Origin of the sequence: Bradyrhizobium sp. C9, from assembly GCF_002532045.1 — a bacterium.
Taxonomy (GTDB): Bacteria; Pseudomonadota; Alphaproteobacteria; order Rhizobiales; family Xanthobacteraceae; genus Bradyrhizobium.
In genome coordinates this window covers 234500-249128 of the sequence record NZ_NWTG01000008.1, presented here as the reverse complement: position 1 = coordinate 249128, position 14629 = coordinate 234500, and the positions used below count along the sequence as shown (strand labels likewise).

Annotated in this window: 16 protein-coding genes; 10 read left to right on the top strand and 6 right to left on the bottom strand. The window is 62.3% G+C overall.

What is annotated here, in order from left to right; translation table 11 throughout:
* Positions 1-6: 6 nt before the first annotated feature.
* On the bottom strand, positions 7-843 hold the full coding sequence (locus CO675_RS19835) for a LytTR family DNA-binding domain-containing protein (protein WP_158231275.1): 837 nt from the start codon (positions 841-843) through the stop codon (positions 7-9).
* 323 nt (positions 844-1166) lie between these two features.
* On the opposite strand from CO675_RS19835, the gene CO675_RS19830 reads away from it, so the two are divergent.
* Complete coding sequence (locus CO675_RS19830) at positions 1167-2990, top strand: FAD-binding oxidoreductase (protein ID WP_198964662.1); 1824 nt, start codon at positions 1167-1169, stop codon at positions 2988-2990.
* A gap of 116 nt (positions 2991-3106) precedes the next feature.
* Here the strand turns inward: CO675_RS19830 and CO675_RS19825 are convergent, their stop codons facing one another.
* Positions 3107-4129: a TRAP transporter substrate-binding protein gene (locus tag CO675_RS19825; RefSeq protein ID WP_245452825.1), complete on the bottom strand. Its 1023-nt coding sequence runs from the start codon at positions 4127-4129 to the stop codon at positions 3107-3109.
* Between the two features lie 190 nt (positions 4130-4319).
* Between CO675_RS19825 and CO675_RS19820 the strand changes: the two genes are divergently transcribed.
* The 4 genes from CO675_RS19820 (at position 4320) to CO675_RS19805 (ending at position 6686) form a co-directional block, all read left to right on the top strand.
* Positions 4320-4523, top strand: a complete 204-nt coding sequence (locus CO675_RS19820) for a hypothetical protein (protein ID WP_021079164.1) — start codon at positions 4320-4322, stop codon at positions 4521-4523.
* A gap of 292 nt (positions 4524-4815) precedes the next feature.
* On the top strand, positions 4816-5016 hold the full coding sequence (locus CO675_RS19815) for a hypothetical protein (RefSeq protein WP_097673563.1): 201 nt from the start codon (positions 4816-4818) through the stop codon (positions 5014-5016).
* A gap of 14 nt (positions 5017-5030) precedes the next feature.
* Positions 5031-5222, top strand: coding sequence for a hypothetical protein (locus CO675_RS19810; protein WP_097673562.1), 192 nt, complete (start codon positions 5031-5033; stop codon positions 5220-5222).
* A 102-nt stretch (positions 5223-5324) separates the two neighbouring features.
* Positions 5325-6686 (top strand): hypothetical protein, encoded by a 1362-nt coding sequence (locus CO675_RS19805; RefSeq protein WP_143279048.1) that lies wholly within the window; start codon positions 5325-5327, stop codon positions 6684-6686.
* Positions 6687-6737: 51 nt separating this feature from the next.
* Here CO675_RS19805 and CO675_RS19800 read toward each other — a convergent pair whose 3' ends face one another.
* Positions 6738-7616, bottom strand: a complete 879-nt coding sequence (locus tag CO675_RS19800; protein WP_097673560.1) for a class I SAM-dependent methyltransferase — start codon at positions 7614-7616, stop codon at positions 6738-6740.
* Between the two features lie 361 nt (positions 7617-7977).
* Between CO675_RS19800 and CO675_RS19790 the strand changes: the two genes are divergently transcribed.
* From CO675_RS19790 to CO675_RS19775, 5 genes are all read left to right on the top strand, one after another.
* Positions 7978-8163 carry a hypothetical protein gene (locus tag CO675_RS19790; protein WP_097673558.1) on the top strand — a complete coding sequence of 62 codons (186 nt, stop codon included), beginning with the start codon at positions 7978-7980 and terminating at the stop codon, positions 8161-8163.
* 504 nt (positions 8164-8667) lie between these two features.
* Positions 8668-9072 carry a hypothetical protein gene (locus tag CO675_RS40015; protein WP_143279047.1) on the top strand — a complete coding sequence of 135 codons (405 nt, stop codon included), beginning with the start codon at positions 8668-8670 and terminating at the stop codon, positions 9070-9072.
* A 728-nt stretch (positions 9073-9800) separates the two neighbouring features.
* On the top strand, positions 9801-10223 hold the full coding sequence (locus tag CO675_RS19780) for a hypothetical protein (RefSeq protein ID WP_143279046.1): 423 nt from the start codon (positions 9801-9803) through the stop codon (positions 10221-10223).
* A 215-nt stretch (positions 10224-10438) separates the two neighbouring features.
* The gene (locus tag CO675_RS41765; RefSeq protein ID WP_283808113.1) at positions 10439-10561 is read left to right on the top strand and encodes a hypothetical protein; all 123 of its coding nucleotides are present in this window, start codon (positions 10439-10441) and stop codon (positions 10559-10561) included.
* A 108-nt stretch (positions 10562-10669) separates the two neighbouring features.
* The gene (locus CO675_RS19775; protein WP_143279045.1) at positions 10670-11053 is read left to right on the top strand and encodes a hypothetical protein; all 384 of its coding nucleotides are present in this window, start codon (positions 10670-10672) and stop codon (positions 11051-11053) included.
* A 513-nt stretch (positions 11054-11566) separates the two neighbouring features.
* On the opposite strand, the gene CO675_RS19770 is transcribed toward CO675_RS19775, so the two are convergent.
* The 3 genes from CO675_RS19770 to CO675_RS19760 are packed head-to-tail and all read right to left on the bottom strand — an operon-like array spanning position 11567 to position 14611.
* Positions 11567-11998, bottom strand: coding sequence for a hypothetical protein (locus tag CO675_RS19770; protein WP_245452824.1), 432 nt, complete (start codon positions 11996-11998; stop codon positions 11567-11569).
* Positions 11999-12014: 16 nt separating this feature from the next.
* The gene (locus CO675_RS19765; protein ID WP_097673554.1) at positions 12015-12947 is read right to left on the bottom strand and encodes a DUF2950 domain-containing protein; all 933 of its coding nucleotides are present in this window, start codon (positions 12945-12947) and stop codon (positions 12015-12017) included.
* A complete protein-coding gene (locus CO675_RS19760) occupies positions 12944-14611 on the bottom strand; it encodes a DUF3300 domain-containing protein (RefSeq protein ID WP_198964668.1) in 1668 nt (555 codons plus the stop codon). Before CO675_RS19760 ends, CO675_RS19765 begins: the two co-directional genes overlap by 4 nt.
* Positions 14612-14629: the final 18 nt, after the last annotated feature.

Sequence of the window (14629 nt, the reverse complement as noted above, 5' to 3'; positions counted from 1 at the left end):
TGAGACCTACCTGTTGGTATTTTCCGTGAAGGTCGCCACGACATTCCGATAGCGCTTGCTGCCCGCGATGGTCTCGCCATTGTCCATCCGCAAGGCGAAGTCCCCTGCCGGACGATGCTCGACTGCCACGACCCGCGCCAGATTCACCAGCCTCGCCCGATGCACGCGGACAAGACCGAACGGCTTGAGCCGATCCTCCTCCCGCGCAAGCGTGCCGCGGATCAGGCGACGTCCGTTGGAAAGGCTAAACTCGACATAGTTGCCCGCTGACGTCACGGCCACGATATCGCAAGGATCGACCCGAAAGCTCGTGGCGCCGTCCCGCAGCCACAGACCGGGATTGGCGGCCTCGATTGACGGTCCAGCCGGCGGCAGTGCGAGCGCCTCGACCGGCGGCACTGGTGTTACGGGCATCGGGCTTACCGGCATCGCCAACACCTTGCGGTCCGTCAGCCAGATCACCACGGCCACCATCAGCGACGAGACGACGTCCTTCTGGAGCTCATGTGGAAACGCCGTTGCCCAGTGAAAGGAATAGCCGTCGCCGAGCAGCAGCTTGCGCAGCCCGACCATGGTGACGAGATGCGCGAACGCGTAAAGCAGGATCGCCGCCACCGCCCATGTGACGGCCGTCACTCGGCTCCGACCAACACGCAATTGGGTGATGCCGCTTCGCAGCAGCGGCAGAAACAGGATCCAGGCAATGGCGCTCGTCACCTCGAGCAGCACGGGCATGCGCAGCGGTGCGAACCCCGCGGAGAGTTTGAATTCGCTCACCGAGGAGAAGACGTTGACCACGCCGCTCGCCACGATCAGCAGCGCCACCCAACCATAGGCAAGCATCGAGCCGCGTTTCACCCCGCCCGGTCGGATCGCCGTCACATCGCCGCGATTTTCGTCCCCGAATTCCGCTTGCTCGTCCCAACCCGGCTCGACGCGCCGATCGATGCCGCGTTCAATGGAATTCTCTGGCTGCGTCGTAGACATGTCGGGATGGAGTAAATGCTGCAACTTGTGAGGTCACCTGCCCCGGCGGCCAGGTCCGGGACCCAATTGCGATCGGTCACGCGGTCACGTCCTTATCACAGGCAGGCGAGCGGCGTCCTGCATGGCGCGCCATCCGGACGACGTGAAATCCGCTCCACTCAGGGACAGGTGACCGGCCGATGAATCGTCGCGAACTCCTGATCGGCGGCGCCCTGACGCCGATGGCGCGCTGGATCGGTCCTGGACCGGTTACCGCGGCGCAGGGTGCGAGCAACTCCTCGCAAATGTTTCGGCGAACACGTCCCTCGGACCCGCAATGGCCGTCGGCGGCCAGCTGGAACCACCTCAACGAGCAAGCCGACGGCCACCTCATTGCGGTGAAGTCGCCGCTGGCGGCGTGTCAGGACAGTCCGTCAGGTCCGGCTTGCCGCGATGTGTTCAAGGAGCTGAAGAACCCCTACTACATCGGCGACGACCCGGCGCTGACCCAGACCACGGGCTATCTCGATGCATGGGCGTCCCAGCCAAGCGCATACGCCGTCGCGGCGCGCACGACAGGCGACGTCGTGGCCGCCGTCAACTTCGCCCGTGACAACAATCTGCGGCTGGTCGTCAGGGGCGGCGGCCACTCCTATCTCGGCACATCGAGTGCTCCCGACTCGCTGATGATCTGGACTCGCGCGATGCACGACATCACGCTGCACGACAGCTTCGTCCCGCAAAGCGGCATGGATCCGCCGCAGCCGGCCGTCACCATCGGGGCCGGCGCGATCTGGATGCATGCCTACAATGAGGTAACGACCCGAAATGGCCGCTACGTCCAGGGTGGCGGTTGCGGCACCGTCGGCGTGGCGGGACTGGTGCAGGGCGGCGGCTTCGGGAGCTATTCGAAGAACTACGGCACCGCTGCGGCGAGCCTGCTGGAAGCCGAGATCGTCACCGCGGACGGCGTGGTCCGGATCGCAAATGCCCGCAGCAACCCGGACCTGTTCTGGGCCTTGCGCGGCGGCGGCGGCACCTTCGGCGTCGTCACCCGCCTGACCTTGCGCACCCATGAACTACCCGACGTGTTCGGCTTCGCCTCGATGACCATCAAAGCGGCGTCTCAGGCGTCATTCCGCCGCCTCGTGAGCGCATTCGTGGATCTCTACGCCGACCGCCTGCACAACCGCCACTGGGGCGAGATCGTCAACATCAAGCCGGGCAATACGCTCGACATCCAGCTGTCGTTCCTGGACCTCGACAGGCAGCAGGCCGAGGAACTGTGGCAGCCCTTCATTCGCTTCGTCACGGAGGCCGAGGCTGAATTCACCTTCACCCGTCAGCCGTCGATCCGCACCGGTCCGGCAGCGCGCCGCTGGGACGCCGCCTACATCCGACAGCGCGCTCCGCAGGCGATGCTCTCCGACGATCGTCCGGGCGCACCGGCGGAGAACGTATTCTGGGCCGCCAATCTGAGCGAAGCCGGACACTTCATCCACGGTTTTGAATCGCTGTGGCTTGGCGCATCGCTGCTGAGCGGCGTGGAACGTCCGCGGCTTGTCGAGGCCCTGCTGGCGGCCGCCCAGCATGCGACGGTCGAGCTGCACTTCCAGAAAGGCCTGGCCGGCGGATCGGAGGCCGCGATCGCCTCCGCAAGGGAAACCGCCACGAACCCTGCTGTGATCGACGCCTTCGTGCTCGCCATCGTCGCGAGCGAGGGCCCGCCGGCCTATTCCGGCCTCAGCGGCCACGAACCTGATCTGGCCGATGCGCGCAAGAATGCCGCGGGCATCGCGAAGGCGGTCGGCGAACTCAGAAAGGTGGCGCCGGACGGCGGCGCCTATCTTGCGGAAAGCAGCTTCTTCGAACCGAGATGGCAGCAGGCCTATTGGGGCCCGAACTACCAGCGGCTTCTGGAGATCAAGCAGAAGTACGATCCGACCGGCCTGTTCTTTGTGCGCCATGGCGTCGGCAGCGACGGCTGGAGCGACGACGGATTTACGCGGCTGGTCGCGAAATGACCCGCCGACGATTTGTGGGTCGACGCCTCGCTCCGGATCATTGAACGTCGCGAAAGGAGTTCTCGTGCGCGAGAGACAAGTGGAGCGCGCCGCCGGAGATCGCCGCGCTCACACCGTCAGGTCAGCTTGCCCGTGTATTTCTCCAGCGCCGCCCAGGCGTCTGCGCCATAGGTCTTCTGCCACTGGGTGTAGAAGCCGGCTTTCACCAACGCCGCCCTGAACTGCACTGGGTCAGGCGTGTTGAAGGTCATTCCCTTCTCGGTCAGCTCGGCCTGCAACGAGCGATCCATCTCGACCAGATCGGCGCGCTCGTTGACCGCGGCAGCGTCGAACGCGGCATTGATGAGCTCGACGAGATCGGGCGGCAGGCCCGCCATCGCGCGGCGGTTGCCGAGGATCCAGTAGCCGCTCCAGCAATGGTTCGACAGCGCGCAGTATTTCTGCACCTCGTACAGCTTTCCGGTCGAGACCTGCGCCAGCGGGTTCTCCTGCCCTTCGACGATGTGGGTCTGCAGCGCGGAATAGAGCTCGCTGTACGAGATGCTCGACGGCAATGCGCCGAGACCTGAGAACAGCGAGGTCAGCAATGCCGTCACCGGCACGCGGACCTTGAAGCCCCTGAGATCGTCGACGCTGTTGAGCTGCCGGCTCGATGACGAGGTGATCTGGCGGAAGCCGTTGTCCCAGACCTTCTTCAGCGGCACGACGCCGGTCCTGGCGATCGCATCGCGGACGATGTCGCCGACGCCGCCGTCCATCGCCGCCCAGACCTGGTCGTAGGACTGGAATGCGAAGCCGATGCTGGGCAGTCCCGACAACGGCACCAGTGTCGACAAGGTCATGCTGGGTGCGGCCAAGAGCTCGATCCCGCCGGCGCGGACCTGCGAGAGCATCTCCGGATCGCCGCCGAGCTGGCTGTTGGCGAACACCGTGATGTTGACCCGGCCCGACGACTGCGTGCCGACCAGCCTCGCCGCCTCGGCTAAGCGGATTGTTAGCGGATGGGTTTCCGGAGTGTTGACGCCGAGCTTGAAGTCGTACTCGGCGGCGGCAAGAGACGGCTTACCAAACATCGTAGCAGCAAGCGCCACGGAGCCGGTTCCCAGCACCCGCCGGCGGTTCATATTCCTTGTTTTCATTGTTGTTTTTCTCCCAGGCGCCGTCCGCGCCCATGGCCAGTTTCAGCCCTTGCTTTCTGTGACGCAAGGCACGGTGAAACCAATCCGCCCGTGGCACGAAACCATTTCCGGGAACTCACGAAACGATCCGGAAACAGATGGGGCTTACCAGTAGCTGCCATAGACGGCGCATAGACGCCCGGAGGCGACCATGAACCACTCGATCCATTCAGCCGATCGCGCGACCCACCTCAAGATTGTGGTGGTTGCGCTCGTTGCGGCCATCGGGGTTGCAGCTTTCGGCATTTCGGCCAGGAACAACGCGGATTTCACCCAGACTGCCCAGACCAACCAGGTCATCAAGGCCGGCAAGCCGGTCGCGATCACCTCGTCGGGCACCTCGACGGTCCGCTAACACGGTATTCACGCTTCGGCAGACAAAGCGGCCGCCTTCGGGCGGCTTTTTGTTGGTCCTTATCATCTCGAACTCTGATCCGGGAGATGAGGCCTTCACAAGGTTCGGCTCCGGCGATTGCAGGAACACCGGAACCGGGGCGCGCGAGCAGCATGCAGCGGCTTGGCCGACGCGCAGCGGCTGCGAGATCTTAACTGCCCCCTAACGCGGTCGTTCGATTGCAATCCGCTCCGCGACCCCAGTCTTAAAAATTGTTCCGTAAGGTGGACGTCAACAGAGGCGCAGGCCCACAATGAATTTGCAGCAGCAAGTAATTTCGACCGGCTTCAAGATCACCTGTACGGATTGCGGCAGCCTGGCGATCAAGGTCGCCGATCCCGCGCACGCGTCCGGCGACACCATCATCGAATGCCGCCGCTGCAACGCTGTGCGCGGCACGATGGCCGATCTGCATACTCTGGCGCGGCGCGGCCGCGACCTGTTCGAATTCTAACCCCGGCGCCGCCGATGCTGTCAGACCCGAACGCGACCATGCAGAGCGGCATTCCCCTGGATACGATCTGGTCGATCCTCGAGGCCGCCAACGAATTGGGCGATACCCACACGGTCGACGCCTGCCGCCGCATCATCGACGCGAATTTGCGTGGCGACGCTCCGGGACAATCCGACCTCAACGCGGTCGCCGCATTCTTTGCCTGATCAAGGCAGCGGGTCGCCGTTTGTGAATTCAATGCGGCGCCGCGGTGACAGATCGCCCGGTGGAAACACAACAATATAGACTGAGACGTTGCCTAACCTTGCTTGACTTGCTTCGCCCGCGATCGAGTTGCTAGTTGTCGCACAGCTTTCGATACGGACGGGCCGATGCAATTGACGCGCGAAGACTTGGTTATCGGGGTCACAATCCCTGGGTTCTTCGTCCTCAGCACCGCCTCGATGATCGCCTGCGGCCACGCGTTCCCGGCGATGCATGTCTGGCGTTCCGGCATGACTGCCGAGGCCATCCTCGGCACCGCCGTCATGGCGGTCTTCATCCCGGCGTTCGTCGCGGGCCGCTTCAGCTTCGGTTATCTGGTGAGCTTCTCGCTGCTCTCAGCGGTGTTCGGCTTCGTCTGGCTCAGCTTCTTCAGCGCGTTCGATTATCCGCATGGCATCGCCCGCTGGGCCATGATCGCCGCGCTGACCACTGCCATGATCCCCCTAATGTTCCAGAACATGCCGGTTTGGCGGCCCGGCCTGTCCGAAACGACAATCAGGCGCATTGCGCTGCTGCTGCTGACGTCGTCCTTTGCCGTGCTGGTCGCCGACGTCTCGCACGGCGTCAATCTCGGCAATCCCTACGGCGCAGCCCGCAACGCGATCGCGCGGCCGGCGCCCTTGAACTATCTCACCGGAATCGTGATCGGCGCGGTCCTGCCCTATCTGTTCGCGCATTTCGCGTCGCGCCGGCAATGGATGCAGGCCGCTTGCGTATTGCTGTTTGGGCTTTGCTTCTATCCGGTGGTGAATAACAAGACCGTCCTGCTGCTGCCGATCTGGCTGCCGTTTCTGTTCTGGCTGTTCGGCCGGTTCAACCCGCGGCTGGCCACGGTACTTGCATTTCTGATTCCGATAATCTTCGGGCTGACGGCGTTCGCCGTGCTCGGCGCCGACAGGAACTACGTCGTGTTCAGCGCCATCAATCTGCGCTTCCTCGCAATCCCGTCGCTCGCCCTCGATCAATACGCCGACTTCTTTGCCCACCGCGACCTGACCCGCTTCTGCCAGATATCGATCCTGCGAAAGGTGACCTCCTGCCCGTATGGCGAGCTCGGCCCGGCGCTCGGAGCGATCTATCGGGACGGCAATTTCAACGCCTCCTTTCTCGCCACCGAGGGCATCGCGTCGGTCGGTCTTGCACTCACCCCGGTTTCGGCCCTCGTGTGCGGCCTGCTCCTGTCGGTAGGATCGATGGCCTCGCGGCACCTGCCGCCGCGCTTCATCGCCGTGTCGTCGGGCATCGCCGTTCAGACCATCATGAACGTGCCGCTCACGACAAGCCTGGCCTCGAACGGGATCGCGCTGCTGTTCCTGCTGTGGTGGCTGACGCCCGAATGGCGAGCGGAAGCTTCGCATCAACAACTGTCAATGCGGCCCATCAATGCCGTCGCTGTCGCGGCCTGATTTTTGCGTCCTGCCGCGACCAAGCAACGCCAATACGATCCTGTGGCCACCTCACTTCTTTCGGAGAACGATGATGCTCTGATACGGTGAGATCCCATTCATGCCGACATCGACGAGATCAAACCGGTCGGTCCAGTGCGTCTCGATGTAGCGCTTGCTGATGATCGTCTCGCCATAGGTCATTTCGCCATCGACCGGATAGCTTTGCGGATAGAAGTAGAATCCGTCCCGCGCCACAGTCTCGGCGATTTTTTGCTGATCCCAGCCCGGCAATTTGGAAATCGGCTCATAGAACGCATATGCCGGCGGCCGAATGGTCAGAAGAAAGAGACCGTGATGCTCCAGAGAATCGTGGACCGCAGCGAGGCATGTGTCGCTTGCGGCGGGCGAGAGGTGCGTCCAGATCGACAGCGCGTAGGCAACATCAAATTTCTGATTGAACGGCAGACGTCTCGGCAGGCTGTCCGACAACACGATATCGGCGCGCGGATTGGAGCGTTGCGCGACCTGGATGATGCCCTTGTGCGGATCACACCCATGCAAATTGCGCAGCGGCACATCCTTCATGAAGTAGCGGAGCACACTGCCCCACCCGCAGCCATAGTCCAGCACCGCGCATTCTGCGAACGGCTTGTCGAGATGACGCCTGAGCTTGTCGTGCAACAGGCGATAGGTTTCGATGACGGCGGCGCCGAGCTCCATCCCGGAACGACCGCTCCAGTTTTTCTGGGTCCCGGCGTCTGGCGGATCGGGAATGGCGGCCTTGATCGCCTTGAAGCCGTCATACTCTTTCCAGAGCAGCACATTCCAGAGATACGGATCGTCGATCCATTTCAGTGCGTCGTAGACGGACTCTCCACTTCGACAGGCGGCGTCCGCTCTTTCCAGCTCGTCGTTGTAGTATTCTTTCAGCCACGAACTCCAATTCATCAGCACGTCTCCGTGTCAGGTTTGCCTCATCAGCCCTCGCCCGGGCTCGCCTCATTTGAATTTTCTGAAACTGTCTTCGCTTACTCCGGCAACTTTAAGACCCATCGAAATCGTGTGAGTTCCGGAAGCTGGTGGAACCGCTGATGTCGTTCCCGCCCACTGGCTGCGACTGCTGTCGGCGAGCACTATGCGATGAGAGTAAGGCTGACGTCAGGCTCGCGCGCTACGCTGCGCGCGAGAACCGAGACCTGCCGTACGTCCGTTTCTCGCTGGTCTGGATGGCGATAGTCGCTACCGCTTCAGCCGATGTGATGCTCGCGTGAGAGGCGAACCAACTGATCGACCTTGAGGAAACGTGTCGATGAAAGTCCGCGAACTCGTCCAGGTGCTCCAGGCACTCCCGGATCAGGACGCAACAGTCGTGATTGGAGAAGGAGCGAAGCCGGAAACCTGGCTCATCGTGTCGGGTGTCGCGGAATGTCGGATTGCGCGCGTGAGTGATGATCATGCGATCGTCGGGAGCGAACCAGCGGTCGAGATCGTCTGAAAGGTCGCACGTGCCGGGCGCGGTCGCTCTTGCGTCCCGGAAGCCCGGGCAAAAGGCATTGAGACGCGTCAGGACGGGCCAGCGCGCAACGCGTCTTCAAACTGGAACTTGGGGCTAAGTGCTTGATAAGACTGGCGCGAGAGACGGGACTCGAACCCGCGGCCTCCGCCGTGACAGGGCGAAAAATCGTCAGTGGGATCAATCGCCCATGACAGAATCGGCCCGCCGCACGCCGTCCGAAAGCGACGGAAGTGTCATGGCGATGCGGGACCGCAATCGTGCCCTCCCGAGCAGAGCCCCGCACCCAAGGAAGGAACTTTCGCCAATTCGGTAAATCGGGAATCGATATCTTCCGCTGTGAAGCGGTGATGCCTATCTGAAGATTCGAGCCGAATACGACAGGGCTCACCAGCGACCGAGTCGACCCCCGGGGACGGGACAACGGTAAGAGATCGCGATCCACAGATCAGCAAAAACAAAAAGCCTCATCGCTTGGACGGGGCGATGAGGCTTTTGTTGATCGAATTGAGAGACGGCTACGACTCCGTCGCTCGACGCCATCACAGTAAGGGCTGTGACATGCTGGTATCTAAAAATCCGCCATCGGTCCGTCAAGCGTCCAGTGCCTCTCAGGCCAAATTAAATCCCTGGGTCTTCGCGGTTCTCACCGACACGCAGCTGACGCCCAACGCCGTCAGCGTCGCACTCTACTTCCGTGACACCACAGACATGCAGGCGGGCTTCACCAGTCCGTCGTTCCGCTCGATCGCACAGACCACCGGTCTGTCCCGCGGCTCGGCTGAGCGCGCGGTGCGCATGCTGGCCTCCACCGGCCACGTCCAGATGATTGCGGGCGGCGGCGGCTTCAACAATGCCAACATCTACAAACTCGCGGGAGGGCGCATCTAGGGCGTCCCAAGACGGACGGCTAAAGGCCCATGCCCGTCTGTCGGGTTACGGTCCGCGAGCCTAGTCAGGGCTGTTGCGGGACGCCGTAGGCGCACCAAACGAAGCGGGTTTAAACGGCGTAGAGCTACGGCACGCCGGCCCGCAGGAGTCAGCTCCGTATTGCTTGCGACCGACAGACAGACAGCCGCGTTGCAGATGGATTTGCAAAGCGGTGGTTCCGCGTCAATAAGCGCGTGTAAAGGCCAACCGCATGACCCTGGCCTCCCTCAACACATCGAGGTTTCGTCAATCCATCTATGCCGCGAGGCAATGTTTTGCCGGTGACAGGCGAAGCTATGCCTAGACCCAGAGCACGCGCTGGCGCACAGGCGCCGCGCTACGGCGACTCTCACTACACAAGCGCAGATGTTGACCCGTGATGGTAGCGAGCACGCCCCAAGGCGCGCGCAGCGAACGTCACGGCCACCGAGATCGCCGAACTGCCGATCACCAGCCACGGGGCGCGCCTGCGGCGGGCCGGACTTTCCGAAGGGATAGACGGTCGCGCCCCTCACTTGGGACATGGGATGGGACATGCCGTGACATCTGTGACATCGGATATCAGAATCACCGGGAAAATAGCGGGACATGCGGGACATTCGCGCCGAGACGAGCGCGCTAAATCCCCGTTCTGGTTGCAAGGTTCCACCCGCTCCCTGTAAGGTTCCTGAAGGTTGCAGGGCTTCACAATGCGAATGAATGCAGGTGTTTTGGTCGGACTGCTCTGTGGTGTCTCGACCATGGCGTATGGGCAGAGCAACGCCGAGCGCTACATGTTGCAAGAACGGTGCGGCAAGCAAGCCGCCGCCGTCTTTGCGAAAGAGTATTCGCCGTCTTCGCAGACGAAGGACGGCAAGCATCAGCGGTCCAACTACCAAAACCACTATAGCGAAAAGCTCAACAAGTGCTTCTTTCTCGAAATCACGACCATCTTCGAGAAGGGGAAGGTGTCAAAGCTATTCAGGTTGTTCGATTTAAACGAGAACAAGGAGTATGGCAGCTACTGGGAATCTGACGAAACACCAGGCTTCAAGGACTGTGTTGTCGCCGATATCCGATGCTCATCCGAAACAGAGTGGCGGCAGCTCGCGAAGCCATATCTGGAGGACTAGCGCGCCGCCGAAGCAAGCACGCCACATGCCGCGCGAACTACAAATGTCTGTGGAGAACGGAACTCGGATTCGAACTCCGCCTCGTGTTCTCAATGCCTTAAAGGCAGAACAGCGCTCATGGGTTAAGAGCGCGCAGTCTTGACCGCAACCCAACGCCGCGCGCACATAACCTATCCCCAAAGGGCTCTCTGATGTTTTCAATGGAGAGCCTTGCCGTGTCGAACAAACTGCAAATCAAGATCAGTCTATGGAGCCTGACGATCAGCGCTGATGGCCTGTGGGCGATCGGCGCCGCCGTTTTCATCGTGTTTGCCCTGGTGCTCTGGTGGTTGCGCTAGAGCCGCACCAGCGAACGCGCACCGCGCCGTCGTCCTCGACGCCGCCCCTGATCGAGTGGCACCCTCGCCCCAATTTGATTCCGTTCAAAACAGGATTTCAGAGAGAGCATGCACTCGGTCGTAAGGATTTCCCTCCTGATAGGACTTGCAATCGCTGGTCTGACGACATCGGCGCGCGCGGACTACTGCCACGATTGGTTGGCGACTCTCTCCCGCACGGTCGAAATGAACTCGGACGTGAAGGTCGGAACCGCATCAGGTCTACATGTGACGATGCATACACAGGCCAAGGGCTATGAGGTGATTCTGCACTGCAATTCGGAAGAACTGCCGAAATGGATCACGATTGCGACACCGGCGATGTCACCGCCCGATGATTGGTTCTACACGGTCGCACGCATCGGCGTTGCGCTGCAGGGATGGAAAGCCGAAGATTTGGACAGGGCAGTCCGCAAATGCCACCATGACGCTGCGATCAAGAGCGATGGTTAGCAGTCCGGACATTTCGTCTTCTCAGTCATCGCTTGCTCCTCAAATCAGACCGGGATTGGTCTGCGCGTAAGCCAAGCAGGTTGGCGACAATCAGCAACGCACCATCGGGGGCGCCAGCCCGCACGCGTGATCTCGGCCCCCTAAGACAGCTGGCGGACGGATGGCCGCTCAGCGACCGCCGTAGGGCAATCCTAATGGCCGTGCCACCACTCCAGCCCTTCACCACAATGGTGAAAAATCAGAGCACTTCTTGACAATTTGCCCTCCATAAAAAAAGCCACCCCAGCATTACGAGCCAGCAACATGCCCAACTGGCGTTGGCGGCGCCAAACATGGATCAAACAGGGCTTCCAAAATAGTGGTCTAGCAATGTACCGGCCACCCGGCGGGCAGCCTTAGCGCGCGCGGTATCGGCGAGATCGAGCTATCCCACGTGCGCGTCGATCAGCGAAAACACACCCTCGCATCTTGGCCTTGCGCGGGATTGGAGGCTGCTTCGAAGGCGGCTCGAGTTCACCTGAGCGAAATCGTCAGTCCGCCCAGATTTGCGGCAAACTCCAGCCCCGCTTTCGGCCCTTTGAGCATGAGCAGAACACCGCGCTCGTTTCGCATACTCACGCCGCCCACACCGGCCGCCCATGCGCCGCCTCCCCCAACCAGCGTATAGCTGCCGGCGAAATCGTTGACTTCCCTGATGCCTGACGCAGTGCCTTCCAGCCAGGTCACCGACGCGCCCGCGCTCATGCCGAGGCTGAAACCGGACACGATGAACCGATAGTGCCGTCCCCGGTAGATGAGCGTGCCGGTCCCGCCGCCGCCGCCAACGACGAGCGCCGCTTTCACGAACTTGACCTGGACGTGGCCGGTCGCCTGCGCGAAGCACGGAGTGACCAGCAGAACCAGCGCGATAAGCGCCAGTGTGACGGGACGGATGCCTCGCATCATGACAGCCCCTCTTCGCTCAGGGATTTGTAGCGTCCACTTTCTTCCAGGTGTGATCCGGATCGAAAACGATCATTCGCTTGGCCAGGAAATCAGTGCGTGGGCCGAGATCCTTCTGATAGACCGTGCCTGCGTGGTTGACCAGAAAGGTCATGACGCCGGAATTGCCGTATTCGGCGGGCCAGGCGACCAGTGCGAATCCACCGATCATCTTGCCCTTTACGATATAGTTCAGCGCACCGCCCGGGGCATCGGAGCCCTGTGCCTTCAGGATGCGATAGTAGTATCCGTGGTACGGCTCGGCCTGCTCGCCGACCTTGTAGCCTTCCGCCGCGGCCTGGGCAGCCAGCTCACCGAGCGGGCTCGGATCCTTGTCGTCGCGCCAGAACAATCCGTCGGTCTTGCCCGGCCTGCTGACGATGCGCTGGGCATAGGTTCCCACCCCCTCGCCGCGATCCTTCTCGGCATATTCATTCTGCGCGTCGACATAGGCGAGGCAGGTCTGGATCGCAGCAAGCTCGTTGCGGCCGATCCTGCGGTAAAGGATTTCGCGACGTCCCGCAGCCGCGTCAAAACTCCAGCCGTCCTGGTTGTTGACGAGAGGGATCGGGAACGGGAAATCGTCCGGCCCTAGAATTAGGGTGGCCTTCTTGTTGCCGTCGGCCTTGATCGAATGCCTGGCGTCGTAGGCCGACAGAAAGCGCTCGCGCGCATTGGCGTCGGCGATATCGTCACCGGACTCGATGATGTCGGCAGCATCGCGGCCGAGCACCTTCAGCATGGCGCGGCTCGTGCCGGCCTTGACGGCGGCCGCCAGGGCGGACGCCGCATCTTCCGGATTGGGAAAACCCTGCTGGGCGCGAACCGGAGAGAGTAGCAAGGCGAATGCTGCCGCCACCGCGATGCCGATCCAGGCGAGGCGATCCAATCGCAAGTACGAAGTGCCTGTCATCGTGAAGCCTCCGACGGAGATGGAATCTTCGCACCGGCGGCAAGCCAGTCGTGGTAGCTGCGGAACTTGAGACCGAGCTCGTCGTAATAGACCCTGAGATAGCCGTCGGCGCCGCGTGTCACTGCCGCCGGCATCACTTGCTCGACCTCCTGCGCCATCACGCCGACATAGGCCTTGTTGCTGCCGAGATAGCTGAAGCGGTAGTAGCCGAGGCCGTTGGCGAGATATCCAAGCAGTTCGATATCGTGCTTGAGTGCGATGTCGGAACGCCGCCCGCCGCCGCCACCGCCGCGGAAGCCACCTCCTCCGCCGCCTCGGAAACCGCCTCCGCCGCCGCCGTGGAAGCCTCCGCCGCCACCGCGGCCGGCGAAGCTTGCGCCGCCGCCGCGCGGCATGCTGGCCATGCTCGACCGCCCGCGCGCCGATGCCGCCGCAGCTGCCCGTCCGGACGACACGTTCATGGCGCCGCCACGACTGCCGCCGCCACCACGATTAGCAGCTGCGCGGTTGCCGGCACTGCCACGGTTGGTGGCCTTTGCGCGATCGCCGCCCCCCTTTGCTCCGGCTCGATCGCCGCCGCCCTTTGAACGATCTGAAGCACCTGCACGATCGCCGCCACCAGGCCGATCACGCGAGCCCGCGCGATCTCCGCCGCGGTCACCCGCACGATCTGCACCTGCGCGATCCGCCCCCGCGCGATCGCCGCCCGGGTTGAGAACCTGCTGACCGTCGCGGCCGCGATAGTTCATCCGGTCGCTGACACCCGCACGATTGGCGGTGCCGCCGAAGCGTTGCTGGACGTTGCTGTTGTTGTAGCGAACGCCCTGGCGATGGGTCGGATTGTGCTGCCAGCCGTTCGCAATATTGTTGGTTCTGTTGAAATGGTTCACATAGACGTTGCGATTGCCCCAGTTGCAGCCGCCGCCCCAGTAATTGCCCCAGCGTCCGATCGCCCATCCGGTGCCGAAGGCAAGGCCTGCTGCGATGACACCCGCGCCGATATAGGACGGATAGCCGAAGTAGTACGGCGGGTACGAAGCATAAGGCCAGGCGCCGTAGACCGTGGCGGGATCGTAATAGGGGACGTAGACCGTTTCCGGATCGGTCTGCTCGATGACGATGACCTGCTTGTTCTCCTGGGTCTGAACGCTGACCTTCTGCTGCTTGGTCGTCACCAGCTTGTTGTTCGCCTGCGCCTTGCTACGCAGCCGCTGGATCGCGTCCATGACGTCGGCCTGCTGGGCCAGTACGGCATCGCCCAGATTCTTCGTCCAATCGATCTTGTCGCTCATCATCGCCAGTACGTCAGCGGTGCTCGCGAGTGCCTTCACGCTGTCATCCCAAGCTTGCTTGTCGACCTCGGCCTTGAGCGCGTCCCCCTTCAGGCTCTTGCGCTCCTTCAGCCAGCGGTCGGCTTGAACGACCTCGAGCGGATAGGTCGAAGCCGCTAGCACATTGGCCAGCAGCGAGTCCGGATAAAGCGCAATCGGCGCCGCCAGGGCTTCAAGCTGCTCGGGCTTCAGGAGTTGATCAGCAGGCTGCGTCGCTGCAGCGGCCGGCTGGCCGGCCTGGGCCGGCGGCTTGTCAGCAGTCTGCGCGAACGCGGCAACGGGCGCTACCGACACCAGCGCAACCGCAAGCAGGGTCTTGCCCCAATGGAACATGGCCACCTCCATCGACAC

What these genes read in the sequence shown, in the direction of transcription:
- CO675_RS19835 (WP_158231275.1), bottom strand. Translation starts at nt 843, where the DNA reads ATGCTTGCCTATGGTTGGGTGGCGCTGCTGATCGTGGCGAGCGGCGTG.
- CO675_RS19830 (WP_198964662.1), top strand. Translation starts at nt 1,167, where the DNA reads ATGAATCGTCGCGAACTCCTGATCGGCGGCGCCCTGACGCCGATGGCG.
- CO675_RS19825 (WP_245452825.1), bottom strand. Translation starts at nt 4,129, where the DNA reads ATGAAAACAAGGAATATGAACCGCCGGCGGGTGCTGGGAACCGGCTCC.
- CO675_RS19820 (WP_021079164.1), top strand. Translation starts at nt 4,320, where the DNA reads ATGAACCACTCGATCCATTCAGCCGATCGCGCGACCCACCTCAAGATT.
- CO675_RS19815 (WP_097673563.1), top strand. Translation starts at nt 4,816, where the DNA reads ATGAATTTGCAGCAGCAAGTAATTTCGACCGGCTTCAAGATCACCTGT.
- CO675_RS19810 (WP_097673562.1), top strand. Translation starts at nt 5,031, where the DNA reads ATGCTGTCAGACCCGAACGCGACCATGCAGAGCGGCATTCCCCTGGAT.
- CO675_RS19800 (WP_097673560.1), bottom strand. Translation starts at nt 7,616, where the DNA reads ATGAATTGGAGTTCGTGGCTGAAAGAATACTACAACGACGAGCTGGAA.
- CO675_RS19790 (WP_097673558.1), top strand. Translation starts at nt 7,978, where the DNA reads ATGAAAGTCCGCGAACTCGTCCAGGTGCTCCAGGCACTCCCGGATCAG.
- CO675_RS40015 (WP_143279047.1), top strand. Translation starts at nt 8,668, where the DNA reads ATGAGGCTTTTGTTGATCGAATTGAGAGACGGCTACGACTCCGTCGCT.
- CO675_RS19780 (WP_143279046.1), top strand. Translation starts at nt 9,801, where the DNA reads ATGCGAATGAATGCAGGTGTTTTGGTCGGACTGCTCTGTGGTGTCTCG.
- CO675_RS19775 (WP_143279045.1), top strand. Translation starts at nt 10,670, where the DNA reads ATGCACTCGGTCGTAAGGATTTCCCTCCTGATAGGACTTGCAATCGCT.
- CO675_RS19770 (WP_245452824.1), bottom strand. Translation starts at nt 11,998, where the DNA reads ATGATGCGAGGCATCCGTCCCGTCACACTGGCGCTTATCGCGCTGGTT.
- CO675_RS19765 (WP_097673554.1), bottom strand. Translation starts at nt 12,947, where the DNA reads ATGACAGGCACTTCGTACTTGCGATTGGATCGCCTCGCCTGGATCGGC.
- CO675_RS19760 (WP_198964668.1), bottom strand. Translation starts at nt 14,611, where the DNA reads ATGTTCCATTGGGGCAAGACCCTGCTTGCGGTTGCGCTGGTGTCGGTA.